This window comes from Ensifer sp. ENS07 (assembly GCF_014852185.1).
Lineage (GTDB): Bacteria > Pseudomonadota > Alphaproteobacteria > Rhizobiales > Rhizobiaceae > Ensifer > Ensifer adhaerens.
This window is the reverse complement of record NZ_JACVBE010000011.1, coordinates 184,237-202,305: the sequence shown is the minus strand read 5'-3', so window position 1 is coordinate 202,305 and position 18,069 is coordinate 184,237. Positions and strand designations below refer to the sequence as shown.

The 18,069-nt window shown below is 62.7% G+C and carries 14 protein-coding genes; 10 read left to right on the top strand and 4 right to left on the bottom strand.

Features of this window, described 5'->3' with window-relative positions:
- Positions 1-209: 209 nt before the first annotated feature.
- The 3 genes from IB277_RS27450 to IB277_RS27440 all read left to right on the top strand — a co-directional run bounded on the left by IB277_RS27450 (position 210) and on the right by IB277_RS27440 (position 4,420).
- Complete coding sequence (locus IB277_RS27450; protein WP_192372078.1) at positions 210-2,354, top strand: OmpA family protein; 2,145 nt, start codon at positions 210-212, stop codon at positions 2,352-2,354.
- 332 nt (positions 2,355-2,686) lie between these two features.
- On the top strand, positions 2,687-3,715 hold the full coding sequence (locus IB277_RS27445; RefSeq protein WP_192372076.1) for a four-carbon acid sugar kinase family protein: 1,029 nt from the start codon (positions 2,687-2,689) through the stop codon (positions 3,713-3,715).
- 3 nt (positions 3,716-3,718) lie between these two features.
- The gene (locus IB277_RS27440; RefSeq protein WP_034796126.1) at positions 3,719-4,420 is read left to right on the top strand and encodes a FadR/GntR family transcriptional regulator; all 702 of its coding nucleotides are present in this window, start codon (positions 3,719-3,721) and stop codon (positions 4,418-4,420) included.
- Between the two features lie 58 nt (positions 4,421-4,478).
- Here IB277_RS27440 and IB277_RS27435 read toward each other — a convergent pair whose 3' ends face one another.
- The 3 genes from IB277_RS27435 to IB277_RS27425 are packed head-to-tail and all read right to left on the bottom strand — an operon-like array spanning position 4,479 to position 7,751.
- A complete protein-coding gene (locus tag IB277_RS27435) occupies positions 4,479-5,597 on the bottom strand; it encodes an iron-containing alcohol dehydrogenase (RefSeq protein ID WP_060580797.1) in 1,119 nt (372 codons plus the stop codon).
- A gap of 4 nt (positions 5,598-5,601) precedes the next feature.
- Positions 5,602-6,558, bottom strand: a complete 957-nt coding sequence (gene pdxA, locus IB277_RS27430; protein WP_060580796.1) for a 4-hydroxythreonine-4-phosphate dehydrogenase PdxA — start codon at positions 6,556-6,558, stop codon at positions 5,602-5,604.
- Positions 6,555-7,751 carry an exo-alpha-sialidase gene (locus IB277_RS27425; RefSeq protein WP_060580795.1) on the bottom strand — a complete coding sequence of 399 codons (1,197 nt, stop codon included), beginning with the start codon at positions 7,749-7,751 and terminating at the stop codon, positions 6,555-6,557. The genes pdxA and IB277_RS27425 overlap by 4 nt, the downstream gene beginning before the upstream one ends.
- A gap of 230 nt (positions 7,752-7,981) precedes the next feature.
- Here IB277_RS27425 and IB277_RS27420 point away from each other — a divergent pair, with 230 nt between their 5' ends.
- The 6 genes from IB277_RS27420 to IB277_RS27395 all read left to right on the top strand — a co-directional run bounded on the left by IB277_RS27420 (position 7,982) and on the right by IB277_RS27395 (position 14,835).
- Positions 7,982-8,851, top strand: coding sequence for a DMT family transporter (locus IB277_RS27420; protein ID WP_246812833.1), 870 nt, complete (start codon positions 7,982-7,984; stop codon positions 8,849-8,851).
- A 56-nt stretch (positions 8,852-8,907) separates the two neighbouring features.
- A complete protein-coding gene (locus tag IB277_RS27415; protein WP_210333340.1) occupies positions 8,908-10,377 on the top strand; it encodes an ABC transporter substrate-binding protein in 1,470 nt (489 codons plus the stop codon).
- Positions 10,378-10,464: 87 nt separating this feature from the next.
- Positions 10,465-11,379, top strand: coding sequence for an ABC transporter permease (locus IB277_RS27410; RefSeq protein WP_192372149.1), 915 nt, complete (start codon positions 10,465-10,467; stop codon positions 11,377-11,379).
- 10 nt (positions 11,380-11,389) lie between these two features.
- A complete protein-coding gene (locus IB277_RS27405) occupies positions 11,390-12,313 on the top strand; it encodes an ABC transporter permease (protein ID WP_034796145.1) in 924 nt (307 codons plus the stop codon).
- Positions 12,306-13,925 carry an ABC transporter ATP-binding protein gene (locus IB277_RS27400; protein WP_112985009.1) on the top strand — a complete coding sequence of 540 codons (1,620 nt, stop codon included), beginning with the start codon at positions 12,306-12,308 and terminating at the stop codon, positions 13,923-13,925. Before IB277_RS27405 ends, IB277_RS27400 begins: the two co-directional genes overlap by 8 nt.
- Positions 13,926-13,953: 28 nt before the next feature.
- Positions 13,954-14,835: a dihydrodipicolinate synthase family protein gene (locus IB277_RS27395; RefSeq protein WP_113294754.1), complete on the top strand. Its 882-nt coding sequence runs from the start codon at positions 13,954-13,956 to the stop codon at positions 14,833-14,835.
- A gap of 42 nt (positions 14,836-14,877) precedes the next feature.
- Here IB277_RS27395 and IB277_RS27390 read toward each other — a convergent pair whose 3' ends face one another.
- Positions 14,878-16,893, bottom strand: a complete 2,016-nt coding sequence (locus IB277_RS27390; protein ID WP_113294753.1) for a transcriptional regulator — start codon at positions 16,891-16,893, stop codon at positions 14,878-14,880.
- A gap of 79 nt (positions 16,894-16,972) precedes the next feature.
- On the opposite strand from IB277_RS27390, the gene IB277_RS27385 reads away from it, so the two are divergent.
- The gene (locus tag IB277_RS27385) at positions 16,973-18,061 is read left to right on the top strand and encodes a PLP-dependent cysteine synthase family protein (RefSeq protein WP_192372074.1); all 1,089 of its coding nucleotides are present in this window, start codon (positions 16,973-16,975) and stop codon (positions 18,059-18,061) included.
- Positions 18,062-18,069: the final 8 nt, after the last annotated feature.

Here is an 18,069-nt window from a genome sequence, read left to right as displayed (position 1 = left end):
CGGGACCGGCCGCCCGACCCTGCAGCTAGCAGTTTCGCAATAGGGTCTGCTGGGCGGAACCGTTCGCTCGCTGCTGCGTTGGGACTAGCCTTTGACGGCCACAAAAGTCGGAGGCTCGGGTGATGGCCCCGCTTGTGCCGCGTCGTAAGGCGCGCCGTTCGTACAGCGCCAACGGGCGCTCGGGTCTCCCAGTAACAGGAGTGAAAATCATGTCGATGCCTTCCAAACTTTTCGCAACGGTGGCCCTTCCAGTCTTCGCCGCATCATTCGTGATACAGCCGGCGCTGGCCGAGAGCCTGAGGGTGCCGTTCCAGGTCGCTCAGGAAGGCGTCGACCAGCAGTCGCCCGAGGATTTGCTGCTGCTCAAGAAGCGCAAGAAGCAGCAGGACGCGGGGGAAGGGCAGGTAGAACAGCAGCAACCGCAGGCCGAGGAGCCGCAGCGCCAGGCAGAAGAGCCGTCTCGCAAGAAGCGCAAGCAACAGGCTGAAGAACAGCAGCCCGGTACCGAGGAAAGCGCGCCACGGAAGGCTGAAGAACAACAGGCGCCCGAACGCAAGAAGCGCAAGCAGCAGGCAGAAGAACAGCAACCCGCCATAGAGGAAGGGGCTCCGCGGCAGGCTGAAGAGCAACAGGCGCCCGAGCGCAAGAAGCGCAAGCAGCAGGCGGAAGAACGGCAACCCGCCATAGAAGAAGGCGCGCCGCGACAGGCTGAAGAGCAACAGGCGCCTCAGCGCAAGAAGCGCAAGCAGCAGGCGGAAGAACAGCAACCCGCCATAGAGGAAGGCGCTCCGCGGCAGGCTGAGGAACAACAAGCACCTGAACGCAAGAAGCGCAAAGAGCAGGCAGAAGGACAGCAACCCGCTATAGATGAGAGCACTCCGCAGAACGCTGGGGAAGCGCAGGTACCGGTGCCCAAGAAGCGCAAGCAGCAAGCTGAACGTCAGCAGCCGGAAGAGCAAAAGCCGGCGCCACAGACCGGTGAGAGTGAGCCGCAGCCCGTTCCAGGGTCTGAACAGCCCGCGACGGCCGAGCAGCGCCAGAGTGAGGAGCCTCAGGCCAAGCCTGCACCTGTTGTCGTCGACAAGCGCACGAAGGCAGACAAGCGAAAGATCGCCCAGGATCCGGCGGCGAGCGACGAAACCGTTGTGCTTCCGGTCGATAACGGCGCAGCTGTGCTCGATAGTGACAAGGACGCCGACAAGTCCGGCGGCGACCAGGGGCGCGAGGCTCGGCGCAAGCAGCGCGAAGAATTGCGCGTCCAGGAAAAGAACGTAGCGCCGCCGACAGATGACGCCGCGGCCCAGGCCGAAATCCCGGCCGACGTGCGGCAGGCGGCCCCGCAGAGGATCGAGGCCGGGATGAAGGAGGAAGGTCGACGCGTTGACGCGGCGCCAGCCTTCGCGGTTCCGGACACGACGAACATCGTCAACAAGACCGTCATCAACAATACGGTGATCAACAACAGGACTGTCAACAACACCACGAACAATGAGGTGACTGAGGTGCACGTGGTCGAGAGGCTCGACGATCGCGTCGTCCTTGGCGTCGGCGACCAGATCTTCGTGCGTGGTGATGATCGTCCGCGCCTGCGCCACGACGCGCGGGAGGCGTACTACGACGAGCTTCCGCGCGGCCGCGTGCGTGAAACGATCGTGCGCCCGGGCGGCTACCGGATCGTCACCGTCTATGACCGTTACGGTGACGTCTTGCAGCGCTCGCGCGTCGACAGCGACGGCAACGAATATGTGTTGATGTACGCGCCGGACTATCAGGACGAAAGGCGCCCGGCGATCGTCGACGTCGGCTATGACCTGCCGCCGATGCGCCTGACGATCCCGGTCGATGACTACATCGTCGACTATTCGCAGGAGCCGGATCGAGACTACTACGCGTTTCTGTCCGAACCGCCGGTCGAGCGCGTGGAGCGTGTCTATTCCATCGATGAAGTCCGCAATTCCGCCCGTCTCCGTGACAAGGTCCGGCGCATCGATCTCGACACGATCCATTTCGAAACCGGCAGCGCCGAAGTGTCGATGTCACAGGCAAAGACGCTGCGAACGGTCGCCGACGCCATGCAGAAGGTGCTCGGCAAGGATCCCGGTGAAACCTTCTTCATCGAGGGGCACACGGACGCTGTCGGTTCCGACCGGTCGAACCTCGTCCTCTCCGACGAGCGTGCCGAGTCCGTCGCGGTCCTCCTGACGGAAGTCTACGGCATCCCCGCGGAGAACCTGGTGACGCAAGGTTACGGCGAGCGTTTCCTCAAGATCAGTACGCCCGAGCCGGAGGAAGAGAACCGCCGCGTGACCATCCGACGCGTGACGCCACTGGTACGCCCAGTCGCACAGCGATAACGCTCGCGACGTCCAGCCACCATGCGTTCGCGACGGCGCCCGGGAAGCTCAGTGTTGTTCGGTCAGATGACGTGGCGCCCTTAGACGAGAGCGGCGAAAACCGTCGCAGTCCTCGTGATCGAGGCTTATGGCATCGCGCCGGGAAACCTGCCGTTGCCAGGCTATGGCGAGCGCTTCCTGAAAATAGGCACACGGAAGCTCAAGGACGAGAACCGATGCCTAACATCGGTCGCGGCCGAGTGCGCCTAATTTGTAATTTCCTTTCAAAAAATATTGACATTTCAATATAAAATGGACAATTAAAGATAACAACAAATCGTCTGGATTTTGAGATGCTCGTCATTGTCGCTGATGATCTGACCGGCGCTCTGGATGCTGCGGCGCCCTTTGCCGCGAGGGGCTTTTATGTCGAAGTCGCTTTGGCGCCCGAAGCGATCGATGATGTCCTGAAAACGGGGCCGGACGTGGTTTCGGTCAATCTCGGATCGCGAGAACACAGCCCCGCATCCGCCCGGCAACGAACAGTTGCCACGCTCGCTGCGCTGCCTTCGGGTTCGCGCATATTCAAGAAGGTCGACTCCCGTCTTAAGGGCAACATCGTTGCCGAACTCGACGCAATGTCTTTCGGATCGGCGCTCGTGGCGCCCGCCATCCCGGCCTTCGGTCGGGTTGTCATGTCCGGCAGCGTGCAAGGCTTTGGGGTAGATGCGCCCATCTCCGTTGCCGAGAAGCTCGGCCGGCATGCGGCCAAGGCCATCATCCCGGACGTATCCACTGAAGCCGAGATGCGCGCCTTGCTTGAGAATGCGGAAAGAAGTGGTACGGATCTGCTGATTGGGGCGCGCGGTCTGGCCGAGGCGCTTGCCGAACGGATGAGTGGCGGTCAACAACCGCGGGCTGCCCAGGTGGCTGCCGGTAGGGCTTTGTTCGTCGTTGGGTCCCGAGACCCGATTACCCTTGCCCAGATCGACACGCTTCGCAACGACCTTGCCTTATCCTATTTGCCCGCGCCCAACGGGCGGCTTTCGGCCGCAGACGACACCGGCGACGCAATCACGCTCGTTCAGGCGGTGCCTGGTGAAGGGGAGGTGACGCCGGAGGCCGTTTCCGAGGCGCTTGCCGAGAGCGTCTGTCCGGGCCTTGTCGAACGGGCAGGGACACTGCTTCTGTCTGGAGGCGCAACTGCAGAGGCAGTTTTGAGGAAAATGGGCATCCAGCGTTTTCGCCTGCTGGGCGAGTGCCTGCCCGGCCTGGGCTTGGCTGAGGTCGATGGACGTTGCATCATTGCCAAGTCCGGCGGATTCGGCGCGCCGGATACGCTTAAGGAAATCGCGGAGGCTGTCCTTCGCAAGATGGGATGACGGATGGGACTGGAGAACGGAACAGCACGCAAGAGCCTCGGCGATCTCGTCTTTGAGCGCATGCACCGTGCGATCAAGTCCGGCGCCTACAAGCCGGACGAGCGCTTGCCGACCGAGCACGAACTGGCAAGTGAATTCGAGGTTTCCCGTCCGATCATTCGCGAGGCGTTGCGCCGGCTGCGCGAGCAGGGTTTCATCTATTCACGCCGCGGCGCCGGCAGTTTCGTTCGTGCTGTCGGCATGCGTGAGCCGCTGGGCTTCGGACAACTGGAAAATGTCGCCGATCTTCTGAACTGCTACGAGTTCCGATTGACGGTCGAGCCGGCTGCCGCGCAGGCTGCTGCCGAGCGGCATGACGCGGCCAGCTTGTCCGCCATCCGCCAGGCGTTGGAACTGATGCGGGACGCCACCAACCGGCAATCGCACCGGGAGGATGCGGACTTCCAGTTTCATCTTGCGATCGCACGTGCGGCCCAGAACAGCTATTTTTTCACGGCAATGGAAGCGCTCAAGGATCACATCGCGGTCGGGATGCGGTTTCATGGCGCCTCGGTCAAACGGGAGACGACCGGGCTGACGCGCGTTTTCGGGGAGCACGAAGCGATCGCGGAAGCGATTGCCGCGCGTGAAGGCGTAAAGGCGAGACAACTCATGCATGACCACCTTTCCGGATCCCGCGAACGTCTGTTCCAAGCGACCAAGTAATCGACAAAGCAAAAACCCCGGCAGACGCCGGGGTTTTGTTTCTTGCATGGTCTATGGATCAAAAAGCTGCCTTGTAGACGGCAAGCACGTCCTCCACACTCATGTCGCTCGGGTTGTTGTCCATGAGCCTTCGGTTGGCATGGGCCTCGCTTGCATAGAGCGGCAAGTCGTCGGCACTTGCGCCGTGAGCGGCAAGCGACATCTCGATGCCGAGATCACGGCAGAAGCCACGGGCAGCGCCCAGGAGTTCCCGGGAGGAGAGATTTTCGCCGAGACCAAGCGCCTTTGCGACTTCTGCCGTCTTGCCCGCGGCAACCGGTTGGTTGAAGGCGAGCACATGCGGAAAGATGATGGCGTTTGCCAATCCGTGGGGCAGGCGAAGCCTCGTGCCGAGCGGATAGGCGATGGCATGGCCAGCCGCGGTATTGACCGGCCCAAGGCAGATGCCGCCGTAGTAGGAAGCAAGCATCATCCCTTCTCGCGCCTCGGTATCGGCTCCATCCCTGACTGCGCGGGCGAGATGTTTGCCCACGAGCTTGAAGCCCATTCGGGCAAAGCCGTCGATCATCGGATGGGCGCGGCGATTGGTGAAGGCTTCCACGCAATGGGCCATGGCGTCGACGCCGGTGGCGGCGGTTACCGCCGGCGGCACGGAATAGGTGAGTTCCGGATCGAGAACAGCCAGGTCGGCAATCATGTGCGGGCTTTCGACCGCGATCTTGTTTCCCTTGACCGGGTCGGTGATGAGCGAGCGGATCCCGGCTTCCGAGCCGGTGCCGGCGGTCGTTGCGACCTGAGCCAGGCGCGTGTTGCGGCCGAGTACGCGGTTTGGTCCGGCGACATCGGCAAGCGTCTGCTCGGAGTCCCAAAGCACGGCGACAAGCTTGGCGACGTCGAGCACCGATCCGCCCCCAAGGCCGACGATGAGGTCCGGGCTGTTTTGGCGCGCGAAGTCGAGTGCGGCATCGAGCGTGTCGACATCGGGTTCGCCCGGGATGGCGTCGAACACCGCAACGCGGCCGGAAAGCTTCAGGCGGTCGACGAAGCCTGCGGTGATCGGCGTGGCGATGACGAGCACAGAACGGGCATCGGCCGCCCAGGCGCCGACCTCTGCGATTGTGCCGGCGCCGACGGCGAGGCGGCGCGGCTGATAAAGGGTGATGGGAGCGATGGTCATGGTGTCATCCTCGCTTGGCGTCGCCTGCCACCAACTTGCGGGCATAGGCGATGGCGGAGTTCATGTTGCCGTGGTTGGCGATCCCCTTGCCGGCGATGTCGAAGGCCGTGCCGTGATCGACCGAGGTTCGGTCGATCGGCAGGTCCACCGAGACGTTCACGGCGGTGTCGAAGGCGACGAGCTTCACGGGGATGTGCCCTTGGTCGTGATACTGCGCGACCACGAGGTCGAAGGCGCCCGAATAGGCGCGATGGAACACCGTATCTGCTGAAATCGGGCCATAGGCATCGATGCCTTCCGCGCGTGCTTGCGCAACGGCCGGCACGATCTGGTCGTCATCCTCGGTGCCGAACAAGCCATTTTCGCCACAGTGGGGATTGATACCGGCGACCGCGATTTTGGGCGCTACGTAGCCGATACGCTTCAAATGAGCGTCGCCGGCGCGGATCGTGGCGAGCACCCGTTCGGTCGTCGAGCGTCGGATCGCCTCCTGCAGCGCCACGTGGGTGGAAACGTGGATGACCTTGAGGCGCTCGGAGGCAAGCAGCATGTAGGCGGCCTTGGAGCCCGTGAGGCTGCGCAGCATTCCGGTGTGGCCGTCATAGTGGTGACCAGCAAGGTTCAGCGCTTCCTTATTGATGGGCGCCGTGACGATGCAACCGATCACACCGGCTTCTGCGTCGCGCACTGCCTTTTCGATGAAGCGAAAGGCCGCGTCGCCGGCGACAGGGCTCAGCTGTCCCCAGGCAAGCGGCGCACCTTCAATCGGCAGATCGACGACATGTCCGGTGAGATCAACCTCAAGGCCGAGAGCGGCGCGGGCCGCTTCGAGCGTCGCGAGATTGCCGTAGATCCGGACCGTATCGCGTTCTTGCGGCGACATGTCGGCCAGCGCGCGCACCGAAATCTCGGGGCCGACGCCGCACGGATCGCCCATGGTTATGCCGATGATATTGCTCATGAAGGTCTCCGTTGGTCAGCGTGGTCCCAGCCAGGGGCCAGGCGGACATATTTGATGGCGCGCCGGTGGTAGGTGTAGGCAAGGTGCATGGCGCCGTCCGGCCCCTCCAGCAGCCAGGGATAGGACATCTCCTTGTTGCGGCCGTCGGTCGAGTCATTGGAAAGGCATGTCCCGGGGCCGTCCTCGATCAGCAGGCGCACGGGAAATGTCTTGCCGCCATCTTGAGAGAGGCAAAGAGAGACTGGCGCGCGCCGGACACCCCAGATCGGAACGCAACCGCCCGTGGGGTCGGCGTCCGGGCGGTTGTCGTCCTCGCCGAGCTCGTCATAAAGCGACGTGCGTCGTTCGGCGGTGTCGGCCGCGCTGACGGGGTTGCAGATCATCGCGATCCGGCCGTCTTTCAGACTGAGAGCGGCGATAGAGGAATTGTTGTTCGGGATGTCACTGGCCTCGGGCCTGGACCAGGAGCGGCCCTCATCGAGGCTCTCGGTCCTGTAGACCCAGTCGGCCTGCCGCCGGCGGAAAAAGGCTGCAAGACGGCCTTCGCCAAGCGACACCGGCGACATGTGCACGCAGCCAATGGACTGATCCAGTTCTTCCAGTTGCCAGGTCTCGCCCTGATTAAGCGAAATGCCGACGGCTGCCGTATCATGGCTGCCGTTCCACTTCTGCCCGGGGCGCTGAACGCAGCGAAAGATCGGCAGCAGCCACGCGCCGTCACCGCGCACCACGAGCGGCGCGCGGATGAAGCAGCCACGGGGAAGGTCCAGATAGCGGCCTTCGCTTGTCGTTAGTACCAGCGGATCGGAAGCATCGCGGCGGACCTCAGCCATCCGGATCCGGCACTCGTCCTGATTGCCTGAGGGTTGGGAGGTGTGAAAGAGCCACAGCCTGCCATCGGGCGCAGTGAAGAGCACCGGGTTTTGCTCCGAATGCGCGGCATCGAAGCTCAGGCGCTGCGGCGGTCCCCATTGCGTCGCCTCCTTGGGCAGCACCGAAGCAAAGATGGAAATGTCCGATTTTCCCTCGAGCGTGCCGCCGAACCAGGCACAGGCGAGCGCGCCGTCTGAAAGCAGATGCAGGAAGGCTGCATGGTTCTGGATCATCGGCGACGGCAACAGCGCTTCCATACGCTCGGGCGACACGGTTTGAAGCAGGCCATTCATGCTGCGGGCGATTTCTTCAGGGTCCATGAGTTCCTCCTGTGTGCTTCGAAAATCACCCAATTTTCAAAGTTGTCAAGTTTGATAAAGTTACAAATAGACGCATGCTCGTTTACTATGACACATAACACACTGATTTTACTGAAATATTTATTGTGATTATTTCCATACAAAATTTACATCGCGAATTAATTTGACAAACTTTGGTGAAAGGTGGATGGTCTGAACAAGCCGGCAAGAGGATGCCGGGAGGAGGTCTGATGCTGGAAGCCAGCCCGAAGGGGGCTAAGATGGCGGTCATGTTCGCGGTTGGTGCAGCGATCCTTGCTGCCGCCGACGCGGTGATCGTGCGGGCGCTGAACGGCGCCGTGCATCCTTTCGTCATCGGCTTCTTCCGCGCTTTCTTCGGCGCGCTCATCCTTCTGCCCTTTGTTGCCCTGCGCCCATCGGTGCTCAAGTCGAGCCACCCCTTGCGTCAGCATGCGGTCCGTGCCGGCTTCAAGCTGCTCGCCATGGTCGCCTTCTTCGCTGCCTTCAGCTGGGGGCCGCTTGCTGACGTGACGGCCATCGCTTTCATGTCGCCGATCTTCCTTTTGCTCGGTGCCGCACTGGCGCTGGGCGAAAGGCCTGGCCCGGCTATGATCGGTGCGGTGGTGCTCGGTTTTGGCGGCGCGATGCTGATCATCGGCCCCGCGGGAACCGGCTTCAGTCTCGCCATCCTTCTCGCCCTCACTGGCGCGATGCTCCAGTCGACCATTCAGTTGATCCTGAAGTCCATGTCGAAGGGCGATAAGACCTCAACGCTGGTCGTCTGGAATCTCCTTTTGACCGTTCCGATCGCGCTTCTTTTCGCCTTGCCGTTCTGGACCATGCCTGGGGCGAGGGAGATGACGCTTCTGGCGCTGCAGGGTGTCGTGGGAACTGCCTGCATGGGTATGATGACCCATGCTTTTTCACTCGCGCCCGCCACGATCGTCGCGCCGGTCGATTTTTTGCGCTTGCCGCTCGTGGCGCTCGGCGGCTTCGCGCTTTTTGGCGAACAGATCGCCCTCACCACCCTTTGCGGCGGCGGGCTCATCGGTTGCGCGGCGCTAATTGCCGCGCGATCCGGAAAAGCAACATCCAGCTGAACGAATTTCACTAGGGAGGAAATGCCGTGAAGAAATTATTTGTCTTGAGTGCACTCATGTTGAGTTCGGCCCTGTCGCCCGCATTCGCCGGGTCTGGCCCCATTAAGATCGTGCTGGCCGAGGAGGCCGACCTGCTGGAGCCCTGCATGGCCACGCGCTCGAACATCGGCCGCGTCATCATGCAGAACGTCAGCGAAACGCTGACCGAACTCGACGTTCGCAGTGACAAGGGCGTCATGCCGCGCCTGGCCGAAAAATGGGAGCAAAACGAAGACAGCAGCTGGCGCTTTCACCTGCGCAAGGGCGTCAAGTTCTCCGACGGCACGACCTTTGACGCCAAGGACGTCAAGCACAGCTTCGATCGCATCATGAGCGACAAGAACACCTGTGAATCGCGCCGCTACTTCGGCGGCATCACGGTGACCCCGACGGTCGTCGACGACTACACCATCGATTTCAAGGCCGATCCGGTTCAGCCGATCCTGCCGCTGCTGATGTCTCTCGTCACGATCGTGCCGGAGGAAACGCCGCTTGAGTTCGTGCGCGAACCGGTCGGCACCGGTCCGTACAAGCTGACCAACTGGACGCCGGGCCAGCAGATCGTGCTGACCAGCCGTGACGACTATTGGGGCGCAAAGCCCGAAGTGACGGAAGCCACCTATCTGTTCCGCGCCGACCCGTCGGTGCGCGCAGCCATGGTGCAGACCGGCGAAGCCGACCTTTCGCCGTCGATCTCGCAGCTCGATGCCACGAACCCGGCAACGGACTTTTCCTACCTCGACAGCGAAACCGTCTACCTGCGCATCGATCACAACATCGAACCGCTGAACGACGTTCGTGTCCGCCGCGCGCTCAACGTCGCCATCGACCGCCAGGCCTTCCTCGGTACCCTGGTTCCCGAAAGTGCATTGCTCGCCACCGCGATCGTGCCGCCACCGACGCTTGGCTGGAACCCCGACGTAAAGGTCTTCCCCTACGATCCGGAAGGGGCAAAGAAGCTGCTTGAGGAAGCCAAGGCCGATGGCGTCAAAGTCGACACGCCCATCACCATCATCGCCCGTTCTGCAAACTTTCCGAACGTGACCGAGATCATGGAGGCCATTCAGGCGCAGCTTGAGGAAGTCGGCTTCAAGGTCGAGCTGAAATTCGTCGAGGTCGCCGAGCACGAGCAGTACTATTCCAAGCCCTTCAAGGAAGGTCGCGGCCCGCAGATCGTTGCCGCCATGCACGACAATTCCAAGGGCGATCCGTCGTTCTCGATGTTCTTCAAATACGCAACCGAAGGCACCCAGTCCGGCTTCTCCGATCCGAAGGTCGACGACCTGATCAAGCGCGCGTCGGCTGCCGTCGGCGACGAGCGTGCCAAGCTCTGGTCGGAACTGATCGCCTATGTGCATGACGATGTCGTTGCCGACGTCCTGCTCTTCCACATGGTAGGCTTCTCCCGCGTTTCCGAGCGGCTCGAATTCAAGCCGACGATGGCGACCAACGGGACGCTGCAGCTCTCGGAGATCAAGATCAAGTAATCTGCCCTGGCGAACGACAGGTTCGCCAGTCACAACAGCAATCAAGGCGGTGGGATGATCCCGCCGCCGGATTTCTTCGAGGGCGCCATGCTGAAATTCGTTCGAAAACGCGCCGTGGCCAGTCTGATCTCGCTCGTCGGGCTGCTCGTCATGGTCTTCTTCCTGTCGCGGTTGACAGGTGATCCGGCCGCCTTGTTCCTGCCGGTCGAAGCCTCCGCAGAGATGAAGGCGCAATTCCGCGAGCTGCATGGTTTGAACGATCCAATGCTGGTGCAGTTCGGACGCTATGTCGGCGACGTCGTCACCGGCGATTTTGGCGAATCCCTGCGCAAGGCGCGTCCTGCTCTGGACGTGGTGCTTGAGGCCTTCACCTGGACGCTCTGGCTCGCAGTCATCACCATGACGCTGGTCGCTGGTGCTGCGATCGTCGTCGGTTCGCTTGCCGCCTTCCGCGCTGGAGGCTTCTTCGATCGGCTCTCCTCGCTGATCTCGCTGGTCGGCGCTTCCGTTCCCGATTTCTGGATCGCCATCGTCGCGATCGTCCTCTTTTCGGTAAACCTCGCCTGGCTACCGACTTCGGGCACGGGGTCGCTGCTTCATTGGATCCTGCCGATCTCGGTTCTGTTCATCCGGCCTTTCGGCATCATCGTCCAGGTGGTGCGCGGCTCGATGATCGGGGCGCTTTCTTCGGCCTATGTGAAGACGGCGCGCGCCAAGGGTGTCAAATCCGGGCCGATCATCTTCGTGCATGCGCTGCGCAACGCCATGCTGCCGGTCATCACCGTCATTGGCGACCAGGCCGCGAGCCTTTTGAACGGCGCGGTAATCGTCGAGACGATCTTCGGGTTTCCGGGCGTCGGCAAGCTGATGATCGATTCCATCTTGCAGCGCGATTTCAACGTCGTGCTCGCCGCCATCCTCGTCACGGCGCTGGCGATCTTCCTCATGAACCTGCTGATCGATCTGGCCTACGCGCTGCTCGATCCGCGCATCCGGCACTGAGGAGGGGACCATGACCCTGCAGACCGCCGATACCGTTGTTACCGAAGAACCGCGCTTTGCGACCCGCATGTTCCGCATGCTGCTTGCCGACAAATTCGCGCTTTGCGCCGCGATCTTCCTGCTTTTCGTTCTCATCATCGCAATCATCGGGCCGACCTGGCTCGGCGATCTCGCGACCAAGCAGAACCTTAGAGGCCGCAACGCCGTGCCTTTCGACTGGGAGCGCGGCTGGGTCTGGTGGATGGGGGCTGATGCCCTCGGGCGGCCGCTGCTTGCCCGCATCATCGTTGCCACCCAGAACACGCTGATGGTGGCCGCCGGTGCCGTCGCGCTTTCAGCAACCGTCGGCACCTTCCTCGGCCTTGTCGCCGGCTTTTCCTCGCCGCGCGTCAATCAGATCATCATGCGGCTTGCGGACGTGATCATGTCCTTTCCGTCGCTGCTGATCGCGGTCATCGTTCTATATATTCTCGGCTCGTCGATCCTGAACCTCATGCTGGTGCTGGCGATCACACGCATCCCGGTTTACCTGCGAACCACACGCGCCGAAGTGCTGGAAATCCGTGAACGCATGTTCGTGCAGGCCGCGCGCGTGATGGGCGCATCAAGCAAGCGCATCCTGTTCCGCCACATTCTGCCTGTCGTGCTGCCGACGCTGACGACGCTTGCGACGCTCGACTTCGCCTATGTGATGCTGGCCGAAAGCGCGCTTTCGTTCCTCGGTATCGGCATCCAGCCGCCGGAAATCACCTGGGGCCTGATGATCTCGCAGGGACGCCAGTACCTCACCAACGCATGGTGGCTTTCGTTCTGGCCCGGCCTTGCGATCATCCTTACCACCATGTCGCTGAACCTCCTGTCGAACTGGCTGCGCATCGCGCTCGACCCAGTGCAGCGCTGGCGTCTCGAAATGAAAGGTCGCAAGAATGGCTGACCATCTCCTGGAAGTTCGCGACCTGTCGGTCGAATTCCACACCGCAGTCGGCGTCGTGAAAGCGGTCCGCAATATCTCCTACCATCTCGACCGTGGCGAGACGCTCGCAATCCTTGGCGAGAGCGGATCCGGCAAGTCGGTCTCCTCCTCGGCGATCATGAACCTGATCGACATGCCGCCGGGACGCATCAGCTCGGGTGAGATCCTGCTCGACGGCGTCGACCTGCTGACAATGCCGGCGCAGGAAAGGCGCAAGGTCAACGGGCGCCGTATCGCCATGATCTTCCAGGACCCGCTGAGCCATCTCAACCCGGTCTATACCGTGGGCTGGCAGATCCGCGAGGCGCTCACCACCCACGGGACCGACGCCGCGAAAGCCGCTTCCGAGGCGTTGCGGCTGTTGACCCGGGTCGGCATCCCCGACCCTGAGCGCTCGCTCGACAAATATCCGCACGAATTCTCCGGCGGCCAGCGCCAGCGCGTCATGATTGCGATGGCATTGGCACTCAGGCCAGATCTCCTGATCGCCGATGAGCCGACGACGGCGCTCGACGTCACCGTGCAGGCCGAAGTGCTCGCGCTGCTTGAGGAATTGCAGCGAGAGACCGGCATGGCGGTCCTCATCATCACCCACGACCTCGGCGTGGTCGCGGAGATCGCCGATCGCGTGGTGGTGATGGAAAAAGGCGTCCTGGTCGAAGCCGGCACGGTGCGCGAGGTCTACAAGAACCCGCAGCATCCCTATACCAAAAAGCTGATTGCCGCCGCTCCAGGCAAGGGCGAGATGCATGTGCCAGCCGCTCGCGCCGAACCCGTTCTTTCAGTTCGCGACGTGCGCAAACGCTATGGCTCCTTCGAGGCGCTGAAGGGCCTGTCCTTCGACCTCATGCCCGGCGAGACCATGGCCGTCGTCGGCGAGAGCGGGTCAGGCAAGTCGACGCTGGCGCGCATCCTGCTTCGCCTCGACGAACCGGATAGTGGCAGCGCCTTGTGGAAGGGCCGCGACCTCTTCACCATGTCGCCGGCCGAACTCTACAAGCTGCGCCGCGACCTGCAGATGGTCTTCCAGGACCCGACGCAGTCGCTCAATCCGCGTATGACCGTTTACCAGCTCATTTCCGAGGCCTGGGTCATTCATCCGGATATCTTGCCCAAGGCGAAATGGCGCGAGCGGGTGGCTGATCTTCTTGTGCAGGTCGGTCTCGGCCCGGAGCACATGGGCCGCTACCCACATCAGTTTTCCGGCGGCCAGCGCCAACGCATCGCAATTGCCCGCGCACTCGCACTCGAGCCGCAGCTGATCATCTGCGACGAGGCGGTCTCGGCGCTTGACGTTTCGGTGCAGGCACAGGTGATCGCGCTGCTCGACCGGCTGCGCAAGGAAATGGGCATCGCCTTTATCTTCATCGCCCACGATCTGCCGGTGGTGCGCGACTTTGCCGACCACGTCATGGTCATGCAGAAGGGCAACATCGTAGAGCTTGGCACGGTGCGCGAGGTGTTCGACGCGCCGCAGCAAGACTATACGCGTGCGCTGCTTGCAGCCGGCCTCGACCCCGATCCCGACGTCCAGGCCGCTCATCGCGCCGCTCGTCTTCAGCGCGCGTCCTGAGGCGCCGTCCATTGAGAGGAAAATCCGCATGACCAAGCAAGCCTTCGTCGCCCTCGTGACCTGCTTCAACGAGGACGAGACCATTAACTACCAGGCGACGCGCGCCCAGGTCCGCCGACAGGTCGCAGCCGGCAACAACATCATGTGCGCCGGAACCAACGGTGACTTCACCGCGCTGACATACGAGGAAAAGGTGCGCCTGACGGAGGAGGTGGTCGACGAGGTCGGCGGCCGCGTCAAGGTGATCGTCAATGCCGGCATGCCGGCCACCTTCGAGACGGTAAAGCTCGCCCGAGAATTCGACCGGATCGGCGTCGACGGGATCGCAGTGATCACGCCGTTCTTCATTGCCTGCACCCAGGATGGCCTTGTCCGTCATTTCTCGACCGTCGCCGATGCCGTAAAGACGCCAGTCTACCTCTATGACATACCCGCCCGCACGCAGAACCATATCGAGCCCGACACGGCGCGCGCCCTTGCCGGCCACGGCAACATTGCCGGCATCAAGGATTCCGGCGGTGCGAAAGAAACGCTGGAAGCCTATCTGCAGGTTGCCAACGAGGTCGATGGTTTCGAAGTCTACTCCGGCCCCGATCATCTCGTGCTCTGGGCACTGCAGAATGGTGCGGCTGGCTGCATCTCGGGCCTCGGCAACGCCATGCCGGATGTACTTGCAGGTATCTTGAAGGCCTTCAATGCCGGCGACGTTGTCGAAGCGCAGAAGCAGCAGGCAACCTTTGCTGCCTTTCGGACCGACCTCTATGCACTCGGCTTTGCCCCGGCGATGGTCAAGCGCGCCCTCTACCTGCAGGATGCATCTGTCGGCGCAAGCCGACAGCCAGCACTTCTGCCAAACAAGGCACAGGATGAACAGATCGCTGAAATTCTTGAACGCTACCGCCTTCTCTAGCGGCTCTAAGACACGCAGGCGAATTTGGCCGGCACCGATCACTCAGGTCGCCAGCCCGATCAAGGCCGCCACTTGGCGATATCGGGCGATGACGTCGGGTGTGAAGTGGAAGGCGTCGAGGAAATTGTCCGTACGGTAATCCGGGTTCTGCAGGCGGATGCGGGCCGCGTAGCTGCGAGCCTCGCTGAGGCGTCCGGCGAGCGCAAGACAATGGGCTGCGATCGCGAGGATGTGCACATGCGCGTTCGGACGGGCTGCCGCCTTGATCGCCCAGTCTGCAGCCTCCTCGAAGGCGCCGAGCCGGATGAGGGCAATCGCGCGGGTGCCGAGCATGCCGAACAGCAGCGGGTCGTAGGGGCTCAAAAGCCGCGAGTAATCGGATGCGGTGATCGCCGCTGCGGGGTCGCCGGACTGCGCGTGCACGAAGGAGAGCGCGTAGTGGCCGAGGGCGAAGTTGGGGCTGAGATGGACCGAGTGCTCCAGTTCGCGCACCGCCTGGTCGTGGTCTCCGGTCAGCCAGAGGGCACGCCCCATCGACCAGTGCGCGGCGGGGTTCTGATCGTCGACCAACAGGCTCTGCCCGGCGGCCTTGAGCGCGTCCCGGGTCTCGCCGTCGCGGTCGCCCCAGCGCTGGAAGGCCCTTTGCCAGTGCGTGAAGGACAGCCCTGCATGGGCGCGTGAGAAGGTTGGATCGAGGCGTGTCGAAAGGCGGAAGAACTCGGCGGCGCGCTCGTTTTCCTCGGCGGTGAAGCGAAACATGTGCCAGAGGCCGCGATGATAGGCCTCCCAGGCGTCGAGCGAATCCGGAGGCTTCAGGATCGCGCGGTTGCGCTCTTCGTTCTCTATTTCCGCCGCGATCGACGACACGATGCTGTTGCTGATCTCGTCGACGACGGCAAAGTGCTCGGCCGCACGCGCCTCGAACCGCTCAGTCCAGACGATATGCGCGGTGGCCGCCTCTGCGACCTCCACGGTTACGCCGATCCCGAGTTCGTGCTGTTCCAGGAAGCCGGTGGCGACATAGTCGACGCCGAGCCGTCGGCCGATTTCCGGCAGTTCGAGCCCTTCGCCAGCGATGGAAAAAACGGAGCCTCGGGCAATTACGAAGAGACTGCGCAGGCGCGCCAGCTTGCTGATGACGTCATGCGCGACCGCGCTGCCGAGATCGTTGCGGCCCGCCCGGCCCGCGACAAGTTCGCGGAACGGCATGACGGCAATCGAGGCGCGGCGCGAGACCGTCACGTGGATGGGCTCGGAAGGTCTGCCAACACCGTCAGAAACGATGACGACCGCCGGTTGCTGGTGCAGGGCCCCGAGGCGTTCCCATGCCTCCCGGATCGGCGCGAAGTCCTCGCCCTCATCGGCAAAGAGGCGCGCTGCCGCATCGAGATGGCGGTTGCAGGCGTCGCCCATCCGCCTGTGGGACAGTTCCGCCAGGAAGCGGATATTTGCGTCTGCGTCGAGCGGCGCGAGCTCGAGCCATTGCCGGGCTGCCGGCAAGCCGTCCTCACCGCCGACGGGTGTTTTCTTGCTGATTTCTGCCGCGATCTCCAGCGCGTACAGGCGAAACTCGCTCCTCACCGATGTCAGCCAGTGCTCGAAGGCAGGGCTGTTGTCGATCTCGACGCCTTCGAGCAGATCGCCTCCGTATCGTCCCGCAATCGGCCGCAATGCCTCCAGATCGAGGTTTCGGATACCCCGCCGCCTTGCTTCCTGGATGTGGCGTGCGTCGATGTCACAGCCTTCGAGATCGAGAGAAATCCGGTCGTTAGCCGTGATCACGCGCTTGCGGCCATCCGTGTCCATGAGCGAGCGGATTTTGCTCAGGCTCCAGCGCAATTCACCGCGCGGATCGCTCGGCACTTGCCAGAGCAGATCGCAGAGCCGTTCCCGAGGAACCGAACCTGGCGTCAGGGCCAGATAAGCGAGCAGCGCGCGCACCTTGCGCGACGGCGGTAACGGCACGGCCACCCCGCGGCGCGTGAGTTTCATCGGCCCGAGGAGCCGCAGTTCCAGCTCCTTTGCCGAAAAAACCACGTCCGGGCCATCCGTTTCCATGCGCACTCCCACGCCGGCTCCCACGCCAGCACTTTAGCATCCCTCGCCGAACCTAGCATCCGGAAGAGTGAGAGGACCCATGCCAAACAATTCTGGACTGAGAACCACGAGCGGCCGCGGGCGGCTTTTCGACAGCGTGCTGGAGACGATCGGCGACACGCCGGCGATCCGCGTCAACAATCTCGGCGTCAGCAACGCGACCATCTATGTCAAGGCGGAGTTCTTCAATCCGGCTTCGTCGGTGAAGGACAGGCTGGCGATTGCGATCATCGAGGAGGCCGAGCGCACAGGCAAGCTGAAGCCCGGACAGACCGTGGTCGAGGCCACCAGCGGTAACACCGGCATCGGACTGGCGATGGTCTGTGCGCAAAAAGGCTATCCGCTGGTTGTCACCATGGCCGATAGTTTCTCCGTCGAGCGCCGTCGGCTGATGCGCATGCTGGGCGCCAAGGTCGTTCTGACGCCGCGCGCCGAGAAGGGCCTGGGCATGTATCGCAAGGCGATCGAACTCGCCGAGAAGAACGGATGGTTCCTCGCCCGGCAGTTCGAGACCACAGCCAACGCCGCGATCCACGAGGCGACGACCGGCCGGGAAATCGTCAACGACTTCGCCGGCTCCCGTCTTGATTATTTCGTCACAGGCTACGGCACCGGTGGCACAGTGGTTGGCGTGTCCCGGGTGCTGCGGCGTGAACGTCCGGAGACGAAGATCGTGCTTGCCGAGCCCGCCAACGCGCAGTTGCTCGGCAGCGGTCATGCGCAACAGCGCGGAACGGGCGGTGCGCCGGCCGCCAGCCATCCCGCCTTCGAGCCGCATCCAATCCAGGGATGGACACCGGACTTCATACCCGACGTCCTGCAGGAGGCGGTCGACAACCGCTACTATGACGAACTCGTCCCGATTGCTGGTCTAAAAGCGATGGAATGGGCCAAGGCGCTCGCACAGAAAGAGGGCCTCTTCACTGGCGTTTCGGGTGGCGCGACCTTCGGTGTTGCGCGCCAGATCGCGGAGCACGCGCCGGCCGGCTCGGTGATCCTGTGCATGCTGCCTGACACAGGGGAGCGCTACCTGTCGACGCCGCTGTTCGAAACGATCCCGGCGGACATGGATGACGAGGAGATGGAGCTGTCGCGATCCACGCCTGGCTTCCAGCTCGCCGCCGAATAGGGAGAGGA